Source organism: Mesorhizobium sp. M0590 (assembly GCF_040320905.1).
In the GTDB taxonomy this organism is placed as follows: domain Bacteria; phylum Pseudomonadota; class Alphaproteobacteria; order Rhizobiales; family Rhizobiaceae; genus Mesorhizobium.
The window spans coordinates 24,891-41,882 of the sequence record NZ_JAMYQN010000002.1; the positions used below are offsets into that span (position 1 = coordinate 24,891).

Below are 16,992 nucleotides of genomic sequence, written 5' to 3' on the forward strand. Positions count from 1 at the left end.
GCCGCCCTTGGCACGGGACACAGTTCAGATAAATTCCATTGTCGAGACGATCGAAGTGACCGAAGCAGGACTGACCATGCTCAATCGGACTGCGGACAGCGTTGCCCGGGCTACGCCCGAGCCGTTGGCCCGCAAGGTCCGGGGCATCAGCGACAAGGGCCTCGCCTGGCTGTTCATCTCGCCGACGATCCTGTTGCTTTTAGCCATCAACATCTTCCCGCTGTTCTGGGCAATCTATCTGTCCTTCACCAATTTTCGCGCCAATCGTCCCAATGAGGTGGTGAAGAACCTCGGGCTGGCCAACTACAAGCGCATCCTCGCCGACCAGGATATCTGGATCGCCATGCAGACGACGGCGCATTTCGTGTTCTGGACCATCCTGCTGCAGACGCTGATCGGCTTTACGCTGGCCTGGCTGATCGACCGCAAGTTCCGCGGCCACGCGTTCTGGACGACCCTCATCCTGGTGCCGATGATGCTGTCGCCGGCGGTGGTCGGCAATTTCTGGCGCTTTCTCTACGAGCCGCAGATCGGGCTGTTCGCCTATGCCGTCTCGTTCGTCACCGGCATTCCGGCAACCGAGATCAGCATGCTCTCCAACGTGTCGCTCGCGCCATGGTCGATCATCATCGTCGATACCTGGATGTGGACGCCTTACGTGATGCTGATCTGCCTCGCCGGCCTGCGCTCGATCCCCGAATACATCTATGAGGCGGCCGAGGTCGACCGCGCCTCCAATTGGCGGCAGTTCTGGTCGATCACGCTGCCGATGGCGCTGCCCTTCATCATGCTGGCGGTGCTGTTTCGCGGCATCGAGAACTTCAAGATGTTTGACATGGTCAATCTGCTCACCGGCGGCGGGCCGGGATCGACCACCGAAGTGGCCTCGATCACGCTGAAGCGGCAGGCCTTCGAAAGCTGGCGGACGGGCTATTCCTCGGCCTTCGCTATCATCCTGTTCGTCGCGGTGTTCGGCCTTGCCAACATCTACGTCAAAGCGCTCAACAAGGTGAAGCAGAGATGAGCCTGACGTCAGCCCATTCTGTCGTAGCACCCTCGGCCACGTCGAAGCGCGTCGCCGGCACGATCATCGTGCTTTATGCGCTGATCTCGATCGTGCCCCTGCTGTGGATCTTCGCCACCAGCTTCAAGACGCCACCGGATTCGATCGCCTATCCACCAAAGATCCTGTTCCAGCCTAGCCTCGAAGGCTACTGCAACCTGTTCACGACGCGGACCAGGCAAACGCCGGAATACATCAACTCGCTGGGGCCGGCGACGGGCCTGTGCGACGAGACGGTGCGCAAGCGCAACATGGTGATCGCCGGCCCGTCGAACTTCATGCCGCGCTTCCTCAATTCGCTGATCATCGCCTTCGGCTCAACCTTCTGCGCGGTGTTCCTCGGCACGCTGTCGGCCTATGGTTTTTCGCGCTTCAAGGTGCCGCTTGCCGACGATCTTTTGTTCTTCATCCTGTCGACGCGCATGATGCCGCCGATCGCGGTCGCCATTCCGATCTACCTGATGTACCGAGAGCTTGGCCTGTCGGACACGGCGCTCGGCATGATCCTGCTCTATACGGCGGTCAACGTGTCGCTGGCAGTCTGGCTGCTGAAAGGCTTTATCGACGAGATCCCGCGCGAATATGAAGAGGCGGCGATGATCGACGGCTACACCAGGCTGCAGGCGTTCTGGCGCACCGTGCTGCCGCAGGCGACCACCGGCATTGCCGCGACCGCCATCTTCTGCCTGATCTTTGCCTGGAACGAATATGCCTTCGCCGCGCTGCTGACCTCGGGTACGGCGCAGACTGCGCCACCCTTCATCCCGACCATCATCGGCGAAGGCGGCCAGGACTGGCCGGCGGTCGCGGCCGGCACGACGATCTTCCTGGTGCCGATCCTGGTCTTCACCATCCTGCTTCGCAAGCAATTGCTGCGCGGCATCACCTTCGGCGCGGTGCGCAAATGAGCCGGACCGCAAAACGCAAATCGCGCTGGCCTGTCTGGGCGAGGCGCGGGCTGATGGAAAACGTCGCCACGGCGATCATCGCCATCGGCTTCCTGATGCTGTTCCAACCCTTCGCGCTGGCGCTTTACACCTATTCCTTCATCACCATGCTGGCCGGCACGGCGATGTTCATCATCGTCTCGAAATTTCCGGAGTAGACGATGGCCGAGATCAGGGTTGAACATCTGAGGAAGGCATTCGGCGATTTCGTCGCCGTGCAGGATTCCAACTTCGTCGTCGAGGACGGCGAGTTCTTCGTAATGCTGGGCCCATCGGGCTGCGGCAAGACGACGACGTTGCGCATGATCGCCGGGCTCGAACTGCCGACCGGCGGCAAGATCCTGCTTGGCGGCGAAGACGTCACTATGCGGCGCGCCCGCGAGCGCGACATCGCCTTCGTGTTCCAGCTGTTTGCGCTCTATCCGCACATGAATGTGAGGAAGAACATCGGTTTTCCGCTGCTGGCGCAACGCATGCCAGGCGCCGAAATCCGGACCCGGGTGGGAGAGACGGCGAAGCTTTTGCGGATTGACCATCTGCTCAACAAATCCGTCTCCGGCCTTGCCGGCGGCGATCGCCAGCGCGTGGCACTCGGCCGCGCCATCGTGCGGCGGCCAAAATGCTTCCTGATGGACGAGCCGCTCGGCACGCTCGACACAGAATTCCGCGACCTGATGGTCCATGAGCTGCGCGAGCTGCATAACCGCATCCACGCGACCACCGTCTATGTCACGCATGACCAGATGGAAGCGATGTCGATGGCCGACAAGATCGCGGTGATGAACCATGGCGTCATCGAGCAGTTCGGCACGCCGCGTGAGATCTACGACCGGCCGGCAACGATGTTCGTCGCCGACTTCATCGGCTCGCCGCCGATGAATTTCCTCGGCTTCGGCGGCGGGCTTTCAAAGGGCGCCAAGGAGATCGTGGTGCAGGGCGCCAAGGTGGCTGTGCCGGAGGTCCGCGAGGATATCGCGCCGGCCGAGATGGCGCTTGGCATCCGGCCGGAGCACATCCGCTTCGATGATACTTCGAAGCTGCGTGGCGCCATTTATGGCACGGAATATCTCGGCACCACGCAGATCGTGGCGGTGGAGACGGCGGACGGCATCATCAAGGCCAGGGTGCCAGCCGAAATCCGGCTCAATCCGGGCGATCATGTCGGCTTGGCGCTGAGCAGCGCGCGGCTGTCGCTGTTCGAACAAGGATCCGGCCGTGCGGTGCGCACCGAAATCCATGACGCGGCCTCTCAGGGAAGAGCGCATCATGGCTGACGTTCACATCAAAGGCGTGACCAAGGCTTTTGGCGAGCATATCGCCGTCGACAATCTCGACCTGCATATTGCCGACGGGGAATTCGTCGTGCTGCTCGGGCCGACCGGCGCCGGCAAGACGACAACGCTCAGGCTGATCGCCGGGCTGGAGCGGCCGGAGGCGGGCTCGATCCATATTGCCGGGCACGACACGACGACGCTGTCGCCGGCCGAGCGCGACACCGCTTTCGTCTTCCAGCAATATTCGCTCTATCCGCATCTGTCGGTCTACGACAATCTCGCCTTTCCGCTGCGCTCGCCGGCGCGGAAAATGCCGGAGGACCAGATCCGCCGCCACGTCGAGGACGTGGCCAAGATGGTGCGTATCCACCACAAGCTCTCCAATCGCTCGACCAAACTCTCCGGCGGCGAGATGCAGCGCGTCGCCATCGGCCGCGCGCTGGTGCGCAAACCTTCGATCTACCTAATGGACGAGCCGCTGTCGTCGCTCGACGCCAAGCTGCGTGCCGATCTCAGGCTCGAGCTGAAGCGCATCCAGGCCGAGCTCGGCGCCACAATGCTTTACGTCACGCACGACCAGATCGAAGCGATGACCATGGCCGACCGCATCGGCATCCTCGCCGACGGCGTGCTGGTGCAGATCGGTTCGCCGCGCATGATCTATTCTGAGCCGGCAAACCTTCACGTCGCGGCAAGGCTCGGGCAACCGGCAATCAACTTGTTACCGGTAGGGCTGCTGCCGGATGGCGGCGCGCCGGCGGGAACGAAGACCATCGGAGCGCGCACCGAACACCTCTCGATCGCGAAGGCCGCGAACGGCCAAGCCGACGGTGTCGTCGACTGGGTCGAGCATCTCGGCGACCAGAACCATCTGCACGTGACGGTGGGGACCAGGAAGCTGGTGACGCTGACCGACCCCGACACCGATCTGGCGCGGGGCGACAAGATCATGATCCGCTATCGCTCGCCGCTGTATTTCGGCGCCGACGGGCGAAGGCTGACGTGAGCGGTTTTTTCCTAGCATGCTTGCAATTCCGACTGACGATTTCGGGCACAGAACTGGACGAATTCGATGAAGCATTTTTTCAATCGCAGGGACACGATCGTCACCGAAGCCCTGGACGGCTTTCTCGGCACGACCGGCGTCGGCGATCTCGATCGCCTCGATAGCTATCCCGATATCAAAGTCGTCCTCCGTGCGGACTGGGACAAGAGCAGAGTGAGCATCGTCTCAGGCGGCGGGGCCGGGCACGAACCCGCCCATGCAGGCTTTGTCGGCATGGGCATGCTGACGGCGGCGGTTTCGGGCGAGATCTTTGCTTCGCCGAGCGTGGAAGCGGTGTTGGCGGCGATCCGCGCCGTGACCGGTCCCGCCGGGTGCCTGCTGATCGTCAAGAACTACACGGGCGATCGCCTCAACTTCGGGCTGGCCGCCGAGAAGGCGCGCGCCGAAGGCTTTCGCGTCGAGATGGTGATTGTCGCCGACGACATCGCCCTCCCGGATATTGCCCAGCCGCGCGGCGTTGCCGGCACCTTGTTCGTGCACAAGATCGCCGGCCACCTGTCGGAAGCCGGCATTGACCTGGCGGCGGTTGCCGCGGCGGCGCGGGCAGCGGCGGCGGATATCGTTTCGCTCGGCATATCGCTGTCATCCTGCTCGATCCCCGGTCAGAGCCATGAAGAAAGATTCGGGGCGGACGATGCCGAACTCGGCCTCGGCATCCATGGCGAACCGGGCGTTGAGCGGATTGCGGTGCAAAGTGCCGAAAGGCTGGTTGCGATCATGTCGGAGCGCCTTGCCGCGCGGCTCGATCCGGTCAGCGACTACGCCTTGCTGATCAATAATCTCGGTTCGGTGCCACCGCTGGAAATGTTGCTTGTCGCCAATGCGGTACTGGCTTCACCGCTGGCACAAAAGGTGACGCTGACAATCGGGCCCGGGCAGCTTATGACCGCGCTCAACATGAACGGCTTTTCCCTGTCGCTGATCCGGCTCGATGCATCGCGCGAAGCGGCGTTGCGGGCGCCGGTAGGCCCTCACGCCTGGCTGCCGGCAAGAGCCGTTCGCCAAGCCAGCGTCGTGCCGATGGCCAAAGCCGCCGGCCCGAACAACGCGTCGAAAGCCAGCCAGGACGCACGCACCGACCGGTTGGTTGTCGCGGTCTGCGACCGGCTGATCTCGCTTGAAGGCGCGTTGAACGGACTGGATGCCAAGGCGGGAGACGGTGACACCGGATCGACTGTGGCGGCCGGTGCGCGCAGCGTGCTTGGCCGCATTGCGACACTGCCGCTCGCTGACCCTGCCGCAACGCTCGCCGCCGTCGGCGATATCCTGAGCGCCAGCATGGGCGGCTCTAGCGGCGTGCTGTTGTCGATCTTCTTCACCGCCGCCGCGCTGGCGCTGGAGTCTGGCGAAACGCTTCCCAAGGCGCTTCTCGCCGGCCTCGATCGGATGTCCTTCTATGGTGGAGCGAGGGTCGGCGATCGCACGATGATCGATGCCCTGGAACCCGCCTTGAGGGCGCTGGATAGGGGGAGTCTGGAAGATGCGGCGGTCGCGGCGCAACGCGGAGCCGAGGCCACCGCTGCCATGCGCAGGGCCAAGGCCGGGCGGTCCGCCTATATTGGCAGCCAGCTCGACGGCGTGGTCGACCCCGGCGCCTTTGCCGTCGCCGAGGTCTTCACTGCCCTCGCTGCGTTGCTCGAACCCGCTTGACTGGGGAAAAGAATGCTTCAATTGCCGGATATGCAATTTTCTCGTACTGCCGGCAGCGCAGGGGCCAGGAGCATGGGTGATATGGCGGCAGCGGATATTTCCAGGCTGATCGAGGCGGCGGCAAACACGATCGCCGCACATGCCGAAGAGCTGACCAGTCTCGACCAGGCCATCGGCGACGGCGACCATGGGCTCAACATGAAACGCGGCTTCGAGGCAGTGCGGGCCGAGGCCGGCGCGTTTGCGGCAAAGCCGTTGCCCGAGGCGCTGAAGGCGATCGGCACCAAACTGGTGATGACCGTCGGCGGAGCTTCCGGTCCCTTGTTCGGCACGCTGTTCATGGCGCTCGGCAAGGAGATTTCCGCCGCGCCGGGTCGCGCCGACCTGGCGGCGGCCTTCGGCAAGGCGATCGAAGCGGTTGCCGCCAGAGGCAAGTCGCAGGCCGGGCAAAAAACCATGCTCGACGTGCTGCAGCCGGTGCATGAGGCCCTGCTGCAGGGAAAGACGGCAGCGGACATCGTCAAGATCGCCGACAACGCGGCCGACGCGACCGTGCCGATGAAGGCGCTGCGTGGGCGCGCCTCATTCCTTGGCGACCGTTCGATCGGTCATATGGATGCCGGCGCACGCTCGACTGCGCTTCTGGTGCGAGCCGTAGCCGAGGCAATCGAGAGGCGCGCATGAGCAATGTCGGCATCGTCATCGTATCGCATTCGCCGCTGGTCGCCGAAGGCACCGCCGACATGGTGCGGCAGATGGTCGGCAACGAAGTGCCGCTTGCATGGTGCGGCGGAAACGGCCATGGCGGGCTGGGAACCAATGTCGAGGCGATCATGGGCGCCATCGACAAGGCCTGGTCGGAGGCGGGTGTCGCGATCCTCGTCGATCTCGGCGGTGCCGAGACCAATAGCGAGATGGCGGTCGAGATGATCGGCGAACCACGCGCCCAGAAGATCATCGTCTGCAATGCGCCGATCGTCGAAGGCGCGGTGATGGCGGCGACCGAGGCTTCCGGCGGCGCCTCGCTCAGGGAAGTGGTGGCGACGGCGCACGAATTGTCGCCGTCGTGAACGAACGGGAATTTTGACAAGCATGTCCGCAGCAGCCGAAGCCAGCGTCCTGATCACCCATGAGGTGGGACTGCATGCGCGTCCTTCGGTGAAGTTCACCAAGCTTGCCAAGACGTTTTCGGCCGACGTCGAGATTGCGCTCGCCGCCAACGGGCCATGGTTCGACGCCAAGAGCATCGTCAAGGTGATGGCGGCGAAAGCGCCGAAAGGCACTGTCCTGCATATCAGAGCCAAAGGGGACGGCGCCGGCGAGGCGGTCGGCGCACTGGTCGAGCTGGTGCGGCGCGATTTCGACGAAGGCAAGGACCATGCCCGAACCGCTTAGGCTGCAGGGCATTTCGGCATCGGCCGGCTATGCCGAGGGGCCGCTGTTCGATCTGGGCCAGGCTGCTGTGCGTTATGTCCGCAAGGCGACTGCCGCGGACGAGAAGGCGGCGCTTGAGGCCGCCATCTCCATTGCCGCAGGCCGGCTCGCGACATTGATCGAAACCAGCGACAGCGAGGCGGCCGGGATCCTCGAATTCCAGCTCGCCATGCTGGAGGACGACGCGCTGACCGGCCCGGCCTTTGCGCGAATTGCCGAGGGCATGGCTGCTGATGTGGCTTGGCGAAAAGCGCTCGACGCCGAGATAGCCGGCTATGAAACATCCGAGCAGGACTATTTCCGGGCGCGCGCGGCCGACATGCGCGACATACGCGACCAGGTGCTACGCGCGCTTGCCGGGGGCGGCGACATTGCCGCGCCGGCAGGTGCGATCTTCTACGGCGAGGATATCGCACCGACGCGCTTCCTCGAAACCGACTGGAGTGCCGGCGGCGGCATAGCACTTACGGCCGGAAGTGCCGCAAGTCATGTCGCAATGCTGGCACGCTCACGCGGCGTGCCAATGGTGGTGGGGTTGGGGCTCGTAGCGCGTGGGGTAGCCGGGCCCGGTGCTTCGCCGGCTCAGCTTGTCGGAATCGCACTGCTCGATGCCGAACATGGCGGCATCGTGTTGGCGCCTTCGAAAGCGGAGATCGAGGCATTCCGGCGATCGTCGTCGTCTTTCGCGGCGCATCGCGACAATGCGGTAGCCTATTTGACAAGGCCGGCAGCAACGAAGACCGGCATAGCGGTCCACGTGCAGGTGAATATTGCCGATCCGTCCGATGTCGACCGCATCGATGCTGCGGCGTGCGACGGTGTCGGGCTGATGCGGACCGAATTCCTGTTCGGCAAGACGCTGCCGGACGAGGAGACGCAATATCGCGCCTACCGTAGAGTGCTGGAATGGGCAGGCGACAGGCCGGTGACGATCCGTACTGTCGATGCGGGCGGCGATAAACCTGTGCCGGGCCTGACCGTCGAGGAAGGTAATCCATTCCTTGGCCTGCGCGGGATCAGGCTGTCACTGATGCGTCCGGCGGTCTTTCGTGTGCAGATCCGCGCTTTGCTACGTGCTGCCATGCACGGCAATCTGAAGGTGATGTTCCCGATGATCGCCGTTCCGGAAGAGTATGAACACGCCACCGCGCTGTTCGCTGAGGAGCAGGCTGACCTTTTGGCGCGCGGCATCGCGCACAAAATGCCGCCGCTTGGCATCATGGTCGAGGTGCCGTCGGTGGCCATCGCACCGGAGGCATTCGCCAAGGCCGCCTTCTTCTCGATCGGCTCGAATGATTTGACCCAATACGTGATGGCCGCCGCGCGCGACAATGCGTCGGTCGCACATCTGAATTCCGTCAGGCACCCAGCCGTGCTCCGGCTGATCGCCTCGGTTGCCGCCTTCGGCCGCGAGCATAATATCCCGGTCAGCCTGTGTGGCGATGCCGGCGGCGACCCCGCCTCGATCCCGGCGCTGCTCGAAACCGGCCTGCGTGACCTCTCCGTCGCTCCCGCCCAACTCGCGATGGCCAAGGCGGCCATCGCGGACGTTTCGATCTAGGCCCCGGTATGGCAGACAAGGCGTCGCAATCCGGCCCCGAAGAGGCGATCCGCGCCTACAAGACGATCCTGTCGCAGGTGATCGACCAGCGCCCGTCCGGCATGCGCCAGCGCCTCGCTGATGCGCTGGGCAAGCATCGCAGCTTCGTCACGCAGATTTCCAGCCCGGCCTATTCGACGCCGATCCCGTCGAAGCATTTGCCGGCTATCTTCTCCGTCTGCCATTTCAGCCCGGCCGAACGCGATCATTTCCTTGAGGCCTACCATCGGGCGCATCCGGGAAAGATGTCGCTGGCCGCAGGCTTGCGCAAGACACGCCATGTCTCGCTGATCGTTCCCGATTTCGGCGACGACAAGCAGAACGCGGCGCTCGACCGGGCGGTCAACGATTTCATCCAGAAGATCACCAGCATCGCCGGCAAGGGCAGCTGACGCTGGGCTATTTCGGGAGGACGGCCATGAAGAAATTTTTGAATTCGGTCGATACGGTGCTGACCGAGAGCCTCGACGGCTTCGTTGCCGCGCATGCCGATATCCTGGCGCTTGGCGAGGAACACAAATTTGTCCGCCGCAAGCTGCTCACACCGGGCAAGGTGGCGCTGATCTCCGGCGGCGGCTCGGGTCACGAGCCGCTACATGGCGGGTTCGTCGGGCACGGCATGCTGGATGCGGCCTGCCCCGGCCAGGTATTCACCTCGCCAACGCCTGACCAGATGATGGCGGCGGCCGAAGTCGTCAATACGGGCGCCGGCTGCCTGTTCATCGTCAAGAACTACGAGGGCGACGTGATGAATTTCGACATGGCCGCTGAAATGTCGGAAGGCGTGATGCAAATCGTGACCAATGACGACGTTGCGGTCGAAAACTCGTCCTACACCACCGGCCGGCGCGGCGTCGCCGGCACGCTGGTGGTCGAGAAAATCGTCGGCGCGGCGGCCGAACAAGGCATGGCACTGGAGCCGTTGAAGGCGCTCGGCGAGCGCGTCAACGGCGCGACGCGCTCGATGGGCGTGGCGCTGACCAGTTGCACCGTGCCGGCGGCGGGCAAGCCGACCTTCAATATCGGCGATGGCGAGATGGAGTTCGGGGTCGGCATCCACGGCGAGCCTGGGAGGCGGCGCGACACATTGAAAAGCGCCGATGCTATCGCCGAGGAGATCTGTACCGCAATCCTGGGTGACCTGGGCGACGGTGCCAGAGGCCAGGCGCTACTCTTCGTCAACGGCTTTGGCGGCACACCGTTGATGGAGCTTTATCTGATGTACAACAGCGCCCGCAAAATCTTCGAGAAGCACGGCGTGACGGTGACCCGGTCGCTGGTCGGGTCCTATGTGACCTCGCTCGACATGGCCGGCTGTTCGATCACGCTGAGCATGCTCGACGACGAGGCGGCTGTTTGGTGGGATGCACCGGTACATACGGCCGCGCTGCGCTGGGGCATGTAGCGGCGGAGAATGCCCCAGAAATAGTCGGTGACAAGACCGGTATCGGCAACGCCGCGCATCGCCAGACAGTTGCCCTCCTCACCCGGCGTAAGATAAAGAATCTGCGGGTTTGGGGAGTTCGAGCATGCGTTACAATTGGGATCGGGCGCCGACGGGTTTCGAGCGCCATGGAAAGGTGCTGACAGCCGCCTTGCTGATCGTCGGCGGGGTCGGACTTATGCTCGCTGCCCTCCCGCTTTAGGGACAACAAACTCGGGTAGCGGACTACGTCTCAGCGCGTGGCCTCAGTGCGCCTGGCCAGTCACGGCGATGAAACGGCGGTCGCGCCCTTCAAATCCCTGGCTGAAGCGCTGCACGAGCACCGCAAGCACGCCCGGTTTTCCATCCGGGGTGAATGCGTAAGATTCCGACAGGCTGTAGGAAGTCGGGCAATTCCTCGAACCGGGCACCGCCTTGTCCTCATGCAGCAGCTTGATCGGCTTGCCGTCCTGACCCTGCAGCGTCAGGCGAAAGCCGAGCGCCTTGCCGGTCGTTTCGCCTTGCTGCGTCGCGTCGAAACTCGCTGAACAATCCGCCGTGCTGTCGGCACGGATCTGCTCGAGCTGGATGGTGCCAAGCTCGTCATAGGCCGGCGAAAGCCATTTTTGCGAAACCTGCTCGAGGCGCGCAATGTCGTTGTAGGCGACCATGTCGTTGGGAAAGGTGAACCTGTCCAAGGCAGTCCGCTCGCCGCGCGGCGCGATGGCATATTTGGCCAGCAAGGGCGCCGCCAGTTCGGCGGCCTGTGCCCTCGCCTGCGCAAGCGTCAATGTCGAATCCTCCGTCTCGTCGGCGATGACGATCGGCTTGCCGCCGACGAACTCATCGGTCCGCGTGTCGATGATGTCGATCTCCGACCAGCCCGAATCCGAAGCACCGGCATCGAGCGTGCCGTACTGTTCGAAGGCGAAGTAGTTGCCGTCTGGCGAAAAGCCGATGACGCGCCGGGCCGCCGCGTCGCCTGCCTGAGCAGCTGAAGCGAGCACCACCGCCAGCGTCGCAACCGCGGCAAACCCAAGTTCATATCGCAATTTCATCGCGCCCTGCCCCTAATGCCGAAAATTCGAACGATACCGGCCCCCGGACCACCATGACCCGCACTTGCGGCCAAGTTGGAACGACAGCAAACGAAACGCACAAATACATGGTTACACAAACCAGCATACGCTATTTCAAGGACAGCAAACATTCCTGGGGAGGAAGCTGGATGGCGTCACGCTACCATGAGGTCTATGACGGCTGGAAACGCGACCCGGAAAAATTCTGGGCTGATGCTGCCGGCGCAATCGACTGGTTCTCGCCCTTCGAGACGGTGTTCGACGCCAATGCCGGCGTCTATGGCAGGTGGTTCGTTGGCGCCTCGTGCAACACCTGCTTCAATGCCGTCGATCGTCATGTGGCGGGCGGCCGTGCCGACCAGATCGCGTTGATCCATGACAGCGCGATTTCGGGCACAATCAGGAAATTCACGTATGCCGAGTTGAAGCGCGAGGTGGTCGCGCTGACCTCGGTGCTCAAGAATCGTGGCATCCAAAAAGGCGATCGCGTCATCATCTACATGCCGATGGTACCGGAAGCAGCCTTCGCAATGCTTGCCTGTGCGCGGATCGGCGCCGTGCATTCGGTGGTCTTCGGCGGCTTTGCCTCGCATGAGCTCGCCACCCGCATCGACGACGCCAAGCCGAAGCTGATCATCTCCGCTTCCTGCGGCCTGGAGCCAGGGCGCGTCGTTGCCTATAAGCCGCTGCTCGACAAGGCGATCGAGATGTCGCGGCACAAGCCGGAAAGCTGCCTTATCCTGCAGCGCGACCAACTGCGCTGCGAACTCAGGGAAAACCACGATATCGACTATGCCGACGCCGTGGCGCGGGAGCGGGCCGCGGGTGCCAATGTCGACTGTGTTCCGGTGCTTGCCACCGATCCGCTCTACATCATCTACACGTCGGGCACGACCGGCCAGCCGAAGGGAATCGTGCGCGACAATGGCGGCCATATGGTCGCGCTGAAATGGTCGATGGAAAACGAGTTCGGCGTCAAGCCGGGCGAAGTGTTCTGGGCGGCTTCCGATGTCGGCTGGGTGGTCGGCCATTCCTATATCGTCTACGGCCCGCTGCTGCATGGCTGCACAACGATCCTGTTCGAGGGCAAGCCGGTCGGCACGCCCGATGCCGGCACCTATTGGCGTGTGATCGCCGAGCATGGCGTCGTCGCGCTGTTCACCGCGCCAACCGCCTTTCGCGCCATCAAGGGACAGGACCCGAGGGGCGAATTCGTCCCGAAATACGACCTGTCCAAATTCCGGACGCTGTTCCTCGCCGGCGAGCGCGCCGATCCGGAAACCATCAAATGGGCGGAGCAGAAATTGACCGTGCCGGTGATCGACCATTGGTGGCAGACCGAGACCGGCTCGCCGATGACCATCAACCCCGCCGGACTGGGCCTGCTGCCGGTCAAATACGGCTCGCCCGGCGTGCCGATGCCCGGTTATGACATCCGCGTGCTCGACGATGCCGGGCATGAGGTCAAGCGTGGCACGCTTGGCAACGTCGTGGTCAAATTGCCGTTGCCCCCCGGCTGCCTGCCGACGCTGTGGAATGCCGACGAGCGGTTTCGCCAAGCCTATCTCGACGAGTTCCCCGGCTTCTACAAAACCGCGGATGCCGGCATGATGGACGAGGACGGCTATCTCTATGTCATGGCTCGCACCGACGACATCATCAATGTCGCCGGCCACCGGCTATCGACCGGCGCCATGGAGGAGGTTCTGGCCGCGCATCCCGACGTCGCCGAATGCGCCGTCGTCGGTATTGCCGATGCTATGAAAGGCCAGGTTCCACTCGGCTTCGTCGTGCTGAATGCCGGCGTCGACCGCGACGCCGGCATCATCGAAAACGAGGTTGTCACCCTGGTGCGCGAACGGATCGGCCCGGTCGCTGCCTTCAAGACGGTGGTGACGATCAAGCGCCTGCCGAAGACGCGCTCCGGCAAGATCCTGCGCGGCACCATGCAGAAGATCGCCGACAAGGAGGAATGGGCCATGCCGGCAACGATCGACGACCCGGCCATCCTCGACGAGATCACCGCCGCGCTGAACCGCCGCGGCATCGGCCTGTAAGGGGCGCCGAAGCCGAGTTGCGTCCGAAGCTCCGGTATGGAACGACCGGCGCCGGACGTGGTATCCACGCGCGGTGTCGTCATGTTGTTTCGGAATCGAGACGCACCCACAGCCATGCGAGACGCCATACGTGACCCTGTTCCAGCGATCGAGAAAGCCCCAGGCCGCGGCACGCCAGCGGCTGGAGATCGATATGCGGGGCGCAGTCGTCTATGCGATCGGCGACGTGCATGGCTGCTACAAGGAACTCCGCGCCCTGGAGCAGAAGATCCTGCTCGATTCGGCGCCCTTCGAAGGGCGCAAGCTCATAATCATGCTTGGCGACTACGTCGATCGTGGCCCCCAGTCGGCGCGCGTGCTCGATCATCTGCTGGCGCCGCCACTCCAAGGCTTCCAGCGCATCTGCCTTGCCGGTAACCACGAAGTCGTGATGCTGAACTATCTCGACGGGATCATTTCGAGAGAGTCGTGGCTGGCAATAGGCGGCCTGCAAACGCTGTTTTCCTACGGCGTCGACCCGGAGCGCATGGCCGATCTCTACGGTTCAAACGAGGAGGTCGACAGGCGCATTCGGGAGATCATCCCCGCCGACCACGTCAGTTTCATGCGTGCGCTGCCGGTCATGGTCTGTTCGGCGAAATTCGTATTCGTTCATGCCGGCATCAGGCCGGGCATCGACCTAGCCGCACAAGACGAGGACGACCTGCTCAACATCCGCTCGGAGTTCTTCGAAGCAGCGCATCTTCTCGACCGCTATGTCGTGCACGGACATACGCCGGTCGACACTCCGAAGCTCGAGGGACGCCGGCTTGGCATAGACACCGGCGCCTTCCAAACCGGCCAGCTGACCGCCCTCAGGATCGTCGACAACCGCGCCAGGTTGATATTTTCCTGAGCGCGATGTCGTCGCTCAGGCGGCTGCCTTGGTGCGCGCTTCCGATTTTTCCAGATAGTAGCTCGAATATTTGTCGAAGAATTTTTCCGAGCCGCCGATCGCGCCATATTTGGCCAGCTTCTTCAGTTCGACCTTGTTCAGCACCGCGCCAATGATCTTCTTGGCGATGTAGGGCTCCGAGCTGAGCATGGATTGCACCATCGCACGCGGCGTGCGTCCCCACTCGGTGACCAGCACGAAGCCGTCGACAAGCGGAGCGAAGGCCTTGGCGTCGACGACAGGCCCGAGCGGCGGCAGATCGACGATGATGTATTCGAAGGTTTCCTTGGCGTTATCGATGAAACGCCGCATGCCGGCTGAAGACAGAAGCTCGCTGGTATGCGAAAACTGGCCACGCAGGACGGCCGGGATGATAGCCAGCTTGGTCTGCCGGTCGATCTTGCCGACCGACTGCCATGTCTGCCCGCTCACCACAGCTTCCATCAGGCCCTGCTCGGCCTCCATACCGAGGCTGCGGCTGAGGCCGGGATTGCGCAGGTCGCCATCGATCAGCAGCGTTTTCGATCCGTTGACGGCAAGCAGCCCGGCAAGATTGGCCGCCACGGTCGACTTGCCCTCGCCGGGAAGCACCGAGACCACGCCGATGACCCGGCTGCCCTGGCCTTCCATCACGACGTCGAAGGCGATCTTGGCGTTGCGCAGCGTCTCGGAGAACATCGATGCCGGGGCATCGACGGTTACCCGCATCCGCGCACGTTTTTCGGCTGCCGACAATGTTCTGGAGGGCTGGGATTTGGAGGACTTGGCGGTCTTGGATTCAACGACTTTGACGTCAGGCTGACCGCCATTGCGCTGGTCATCCTTGCCAGCCTTGCCGATGACCGGCAGGTAGCCGAGGAATTTGAGGCCCACACGGTCGCGGACATCCTCGCCGGTCCTGAAGAAGCGTTCCCTGAATTCATTCAGGCCACCAACCCCTGCCCCCAGCATCATGCCAAGCGCCAGCGAAAGCCCCAGCACGATGGCTGTGCGCGGGGTTGCGGCCGACTGCGGCATCGTCGCGTCCGAGATGACCCGGATCTTGCCGACCGGGAAGGATTGCTGCTGGGCGGCCTCCTCATAGCGGTTCAGGAACGTCTGGTAGAGCGTCGACAGCGCCGTCGCCTTTTGGTCCAGCTCACGCAGCTTGACCTGCGACTGGTTGTCGATGGAGCTCTTGCCAGCCGCCAAGGCGACATTTGCGCGGAGCGCGGTTTCGCGCGCCAGAGCGACCTCGTATTCGTTGCGGTAGCTTTCGGTCAGTTGCTTCAGCTCGCCGAAAATCTGCGCCGATATGTCGGCCTTCTCCTTGGCGAGCGCGACGGCCTGCGGATGTTGCGGGCCGAAATTGGCTTCGACATCCTGCTGCCGCTTGGATACGGTGAGATAGCGGTTCTTCAGCGTCGTGATGACCGAGCTGCTCGGTTGGTCGTTCGATATCGCAGCGTCCTTGAACGCATTGTCCGAGCCGCTTTCGACGATCGACTTGTACTGCTGATAGCGGGCGCCGGCACGTGCGGTATCGGCCTGCGCGACGATCAGCTGGGTGTTGAGATCGGACAATTGCTTGTCGCTGATCAGCTGGCCGTCATTGACGGCCAATCCGTGTTCGGCCCTGAACTTTTCGACCGCCAGTGCAGCCGCCTGGGAGCTCTCACGAAGCTCGGTCAGCCGGCCTTGCAGCCAGACCGCCGCCCGCTCGGTCGCGTCGAAGCTGGCATCAAGTTGATCGGCTAGATAGGCATCGGCATAGGCCTTGGTGATGGCGGTCGCAAGCGCCGGATCGGTCGCCTGAAAGGAGATGCTGATGACAAAGCTCCGGCCGATCCGCTCGGCATCGAGTTGGGTCTGCAGTTTGAAGATTGCGTAGTCACGGGGCGATGAGGATGCGGTGATCGCGTCACGCGTCGCAGCATCAAGCTGAGTGACATCGGTTGTGCTAGCGGCGCGCTTGGGGCGGACAGACTGGACGATACCGCGCACAAAGCCAGCAACCTTCGACAGGGCCGATGTCGGAGGGTTCATGAAAGCGTCGTTCTGATCGAGCTTCAGCTTGTCGACGACCACCCCAGCCAGCCTGGCCGACTGTAGTATTTCGATCTGGCTCAGAACGGCGGAGTCGGTCTGCATGCTGACCGACGCCGCCGAAATGTCGTCGACGACCTTGTTCAATCCTTCGTCGATCAGCACGCTGCTCGTCGCCACATAGGTAGGAGGCGTCGTCTGCAAATAGAGCACGCCGAGAAAGAGACCGATGACGGCGCAGGCGGCAACCACTTTCGCCTGCCGCGCGGCCATGCCAAGCAGGCGCTCGATGTCGATGAAATCTTCGGCGTTTGCCGCATTAGAAGCCGGCAATGGCGTCCTCTTGTCGACAGGAAAATTGGCATAGTTCATCTTCGGTCCAATTCTAGTTTGCAGGCGCTACCGCCTCGAAGGTCGGGACATAGGGTGCAAACCTTGCG

General features: G+C 63.0%; 16 protein-coding genes. 14 read left to right on the forward strand and 2 right to left on the reverse strand.

Going from position 1 to position 16,992, the window contains the following annotated elements; all coding sequences use genetic code 11:
• The first annotated feature begins 76 nt into the window (after positions 1 to 76).
• The 12 genes from NKI52_RS03885 to dhaK all read left to right on the forward strand — a co-directional run bounded on the left by NKI52_RS03885 (position 77) and on the right by dhaK (position 10,439).
• A complete protein-coding gene (locus NKI52_RS03885) occupies positions 77 to 1,024 on the forward strand; it encodes a carbohydrate ABC transporter permease (RefSeq protein WP_352697423.1) in 948 nt (315 codons plus the stop codon).
• Complete coding sequence (locus tag NKI52_RS03890) at positions 1,021 to 1,971, forward strand: carbohydrate ABC transporter permease (protein ID WP_352522595.1); 951 nt, start codon at positions 1,021 to 1,023, stop codon at positions 1,969 to 1,971. Before NKI52_RS03885 ends, NKI52_RS03890 begins: the two co-directional genes overlap by 4 nt.
• Positions 1,968 to 2,168, forward strand: coding sequence for a hypothetical protein (locus tag NKI52_RS03895; RefSeq protein ID WP_352697102.1), 201 nt, complete (start codon positions 1,968 to 1,970; stop codon positions 2,166 to 2,168). The genes NKI52_RS03890 and NKI52_RS03895 overlap by 4 nt, the downstream gene beginning before the upstream one ends.
• A gap of 3 nt (positions 2,169 to 2,171) precedes the next feature.
• The gene (locus NKI52_RS03900; RefSeq protein ID WP_352697103.1) at positions 2,172 to 3,284 is read left to right on the forward strand and encodes an ABC transporter ATP-binding protein; all 1,113 of its coding nucleotides are present in this window, start codon (positions 2,172 to 2,174) and stop codon (positions 3,282 to 3,284) included.
• Positions 3,277 to 4,290 (forward strand): ABC transporter ATP-binding protein, encoded by a 1,014-nt coding sequence (locus NKI52_RS03905; RefSeq protein ID WP_352697105.1) that lies wholly within the window; start codon positions 3,277 to 3,279, stop codon positions 4,288 to 4,290. Before NKI52_RS03900 ends, NKI52_RS03905 begins: the two co-directional genes overlap by 8 nt.
• Positions 4,291 to 4,356: 66 nt before the next feature.
• Positions 4,357 to 6,000, forward strand: coding sequence for a dihydroxyacetone kinase subunit DhaK (locus NKI52_RS03910; RefSeq protein ID WP_352697107.1), 1,644 nt, complete (start codon positions 4,357 to 4,359; stop codon positions 5,998 to 6,000).
• Positions 6,001 to 6,081: 81 nt separating this feature from the next.
• The gene (dhaL, locus tag NKI52_RS03915; protein WP_352623304.1) at positions 6,082 to 6,684 is read left to right on the forward strand and encodes a dihydroxyacetone kinase subunit DhaL; all 603 of its coding nucleotides are present in this window, start codon (positions 6,082 to 6,084) and stop codon (positions 6,682 to 6,684) included.
• Positions 6,681 to 7,070 carry a dihydroxyacetone kinase phosphoryl donor subunit DhaM gene (dhaM, locus tag NKI52_RS03920; protein WP_352448466.1) on the forward strand — a complete coding sequence of 130 codons (390 nt, stop codon included), beginning with the start codon at positions 6,681 to 6,683 and terminating at the stop codon, positions 7,068 to 7,070. Before dhaL ends, dhaM begins: the two co-directional genes overlap by 4 nt.
• Before the next feature lie 22 nt (positions 7,071 to 7,092).
• Positions 7,093 to 7,395, forward strand: a complete 303-nt coding sequence (locus NKI52_RS03925) for an HPr family phosphocarrier protein (protein WP_023676329.1) — start codon at positions 7,093 to 7,095, stop codon at positions 7,393 to 7,395.
• A complete protein-coding gene (gene ptsP / locus NKI52_RS03930) occupies positions 7,379 to 8,995 on the forward strand; it encodes a phosphoenolpyruvate--protein phosphotransferase (protein ID WP_023676328.1) in 1,617 nt (538 codons plus the stop codon). The genes NKI52_RS03925 and ptsP overlap by 17 nt, the downstream gene beginning before the upstream one ends.
• A gap of 8 nt (positions 8,996 to 9,003) precedes the next feature.
• On the forward strand, positions 9,004 to 9,426 hold the full coding sequence (locus NKI52_RS03935; protein WP_023676327.1) for a hypothetical protein: 423 nt from the start codon (positions 9,004 to 9,006) through the stop codon (positions 9,424 to 9,426).
• A gap of 26 nt (positions 9,427 to 9,452) precedes the next feature.
• Positions 9,453 to 10,439 carry a dihydroxyacetone kinase subunit DhaK gene (dhaK, locus tag NKI52_RS03940; RefSeq protein WP_023676326.1) on the forward strand — a complete coding sequence of 329 codons (987 nt, stop codon included), beginning with the start codon at positions 9,453 to 9,455 and terminating at the stop codon, positions 10,437 to 10,439.
• A 284-nt stretch (positions 10,440 to 10,723) separates the two neighbouring features.
• Here the strand turns inward: dhaK and NKI52_RS03945 are convergent, their stop codons facing one another.
• On the reverse strand, positions 10,724 to 11,515 hold the full coding sequence (locus NKI52_RS03945; RefSeq protein WP_352697109.1) for a DUF2259 domain-containing protein: 792 nt from the start codon (positions 11,513 to 11,515) through the stop codon (positions 10,724 to 10,726).
• A gap of 170 nt (positions 11,516 to 11,685) precedes the next feature.
• Here NKI52_RS03945 and NKI52_RS03950 point away from each other — a divergent pair, with 170 nt between their 5' ends.
• Both NKI52_RS03950 and NKI52_RS03955 read left to right on the forward strand, forming a co-directional pair.
• Entirely contained in the window at positions 11,686 to 13,593 is a 1,908-nt protein-coding gene (locus NKI52_RS03950) for a propionyl-CoA synthetase (RefSeq protein ID WP_352568341.1), read from the forward strand.
• A 193-nt stretch (positions 13,594 to 13,786) separates the two neighbouring features.
• Positions 13,787 to 14,488, forward strand: a complete 702-nt coding sequence (locus NKI52_RS03955) for a metallophosphoesterase family protein (protein WP_352697111.1) — start codon at positions 13,787 to 13,789, stop codon at positions 14,486 to 14,488.
• A 15-nt stretch (positions 14,489 to 14,503) separates the two neighbouring features.
• Here NKI52_RS03955 and NKI52_RS03960 read toward each other — a convergent pair whose 3' ends face one another.
• A complete protein-coding gene (locus NKI52_RS03960) occupies positions 14,504 to 16,924 on the reverse strand; it encodes a polysaccharide biosynthesis tyrosine autokinase (RefSeq protein ID WP_352697113.1) in 2,421 nt (806 codons plus the stop codon).
• Between the last annotated feature and the right edge of the window lie 68 nt (positions 16,925 to 16,992).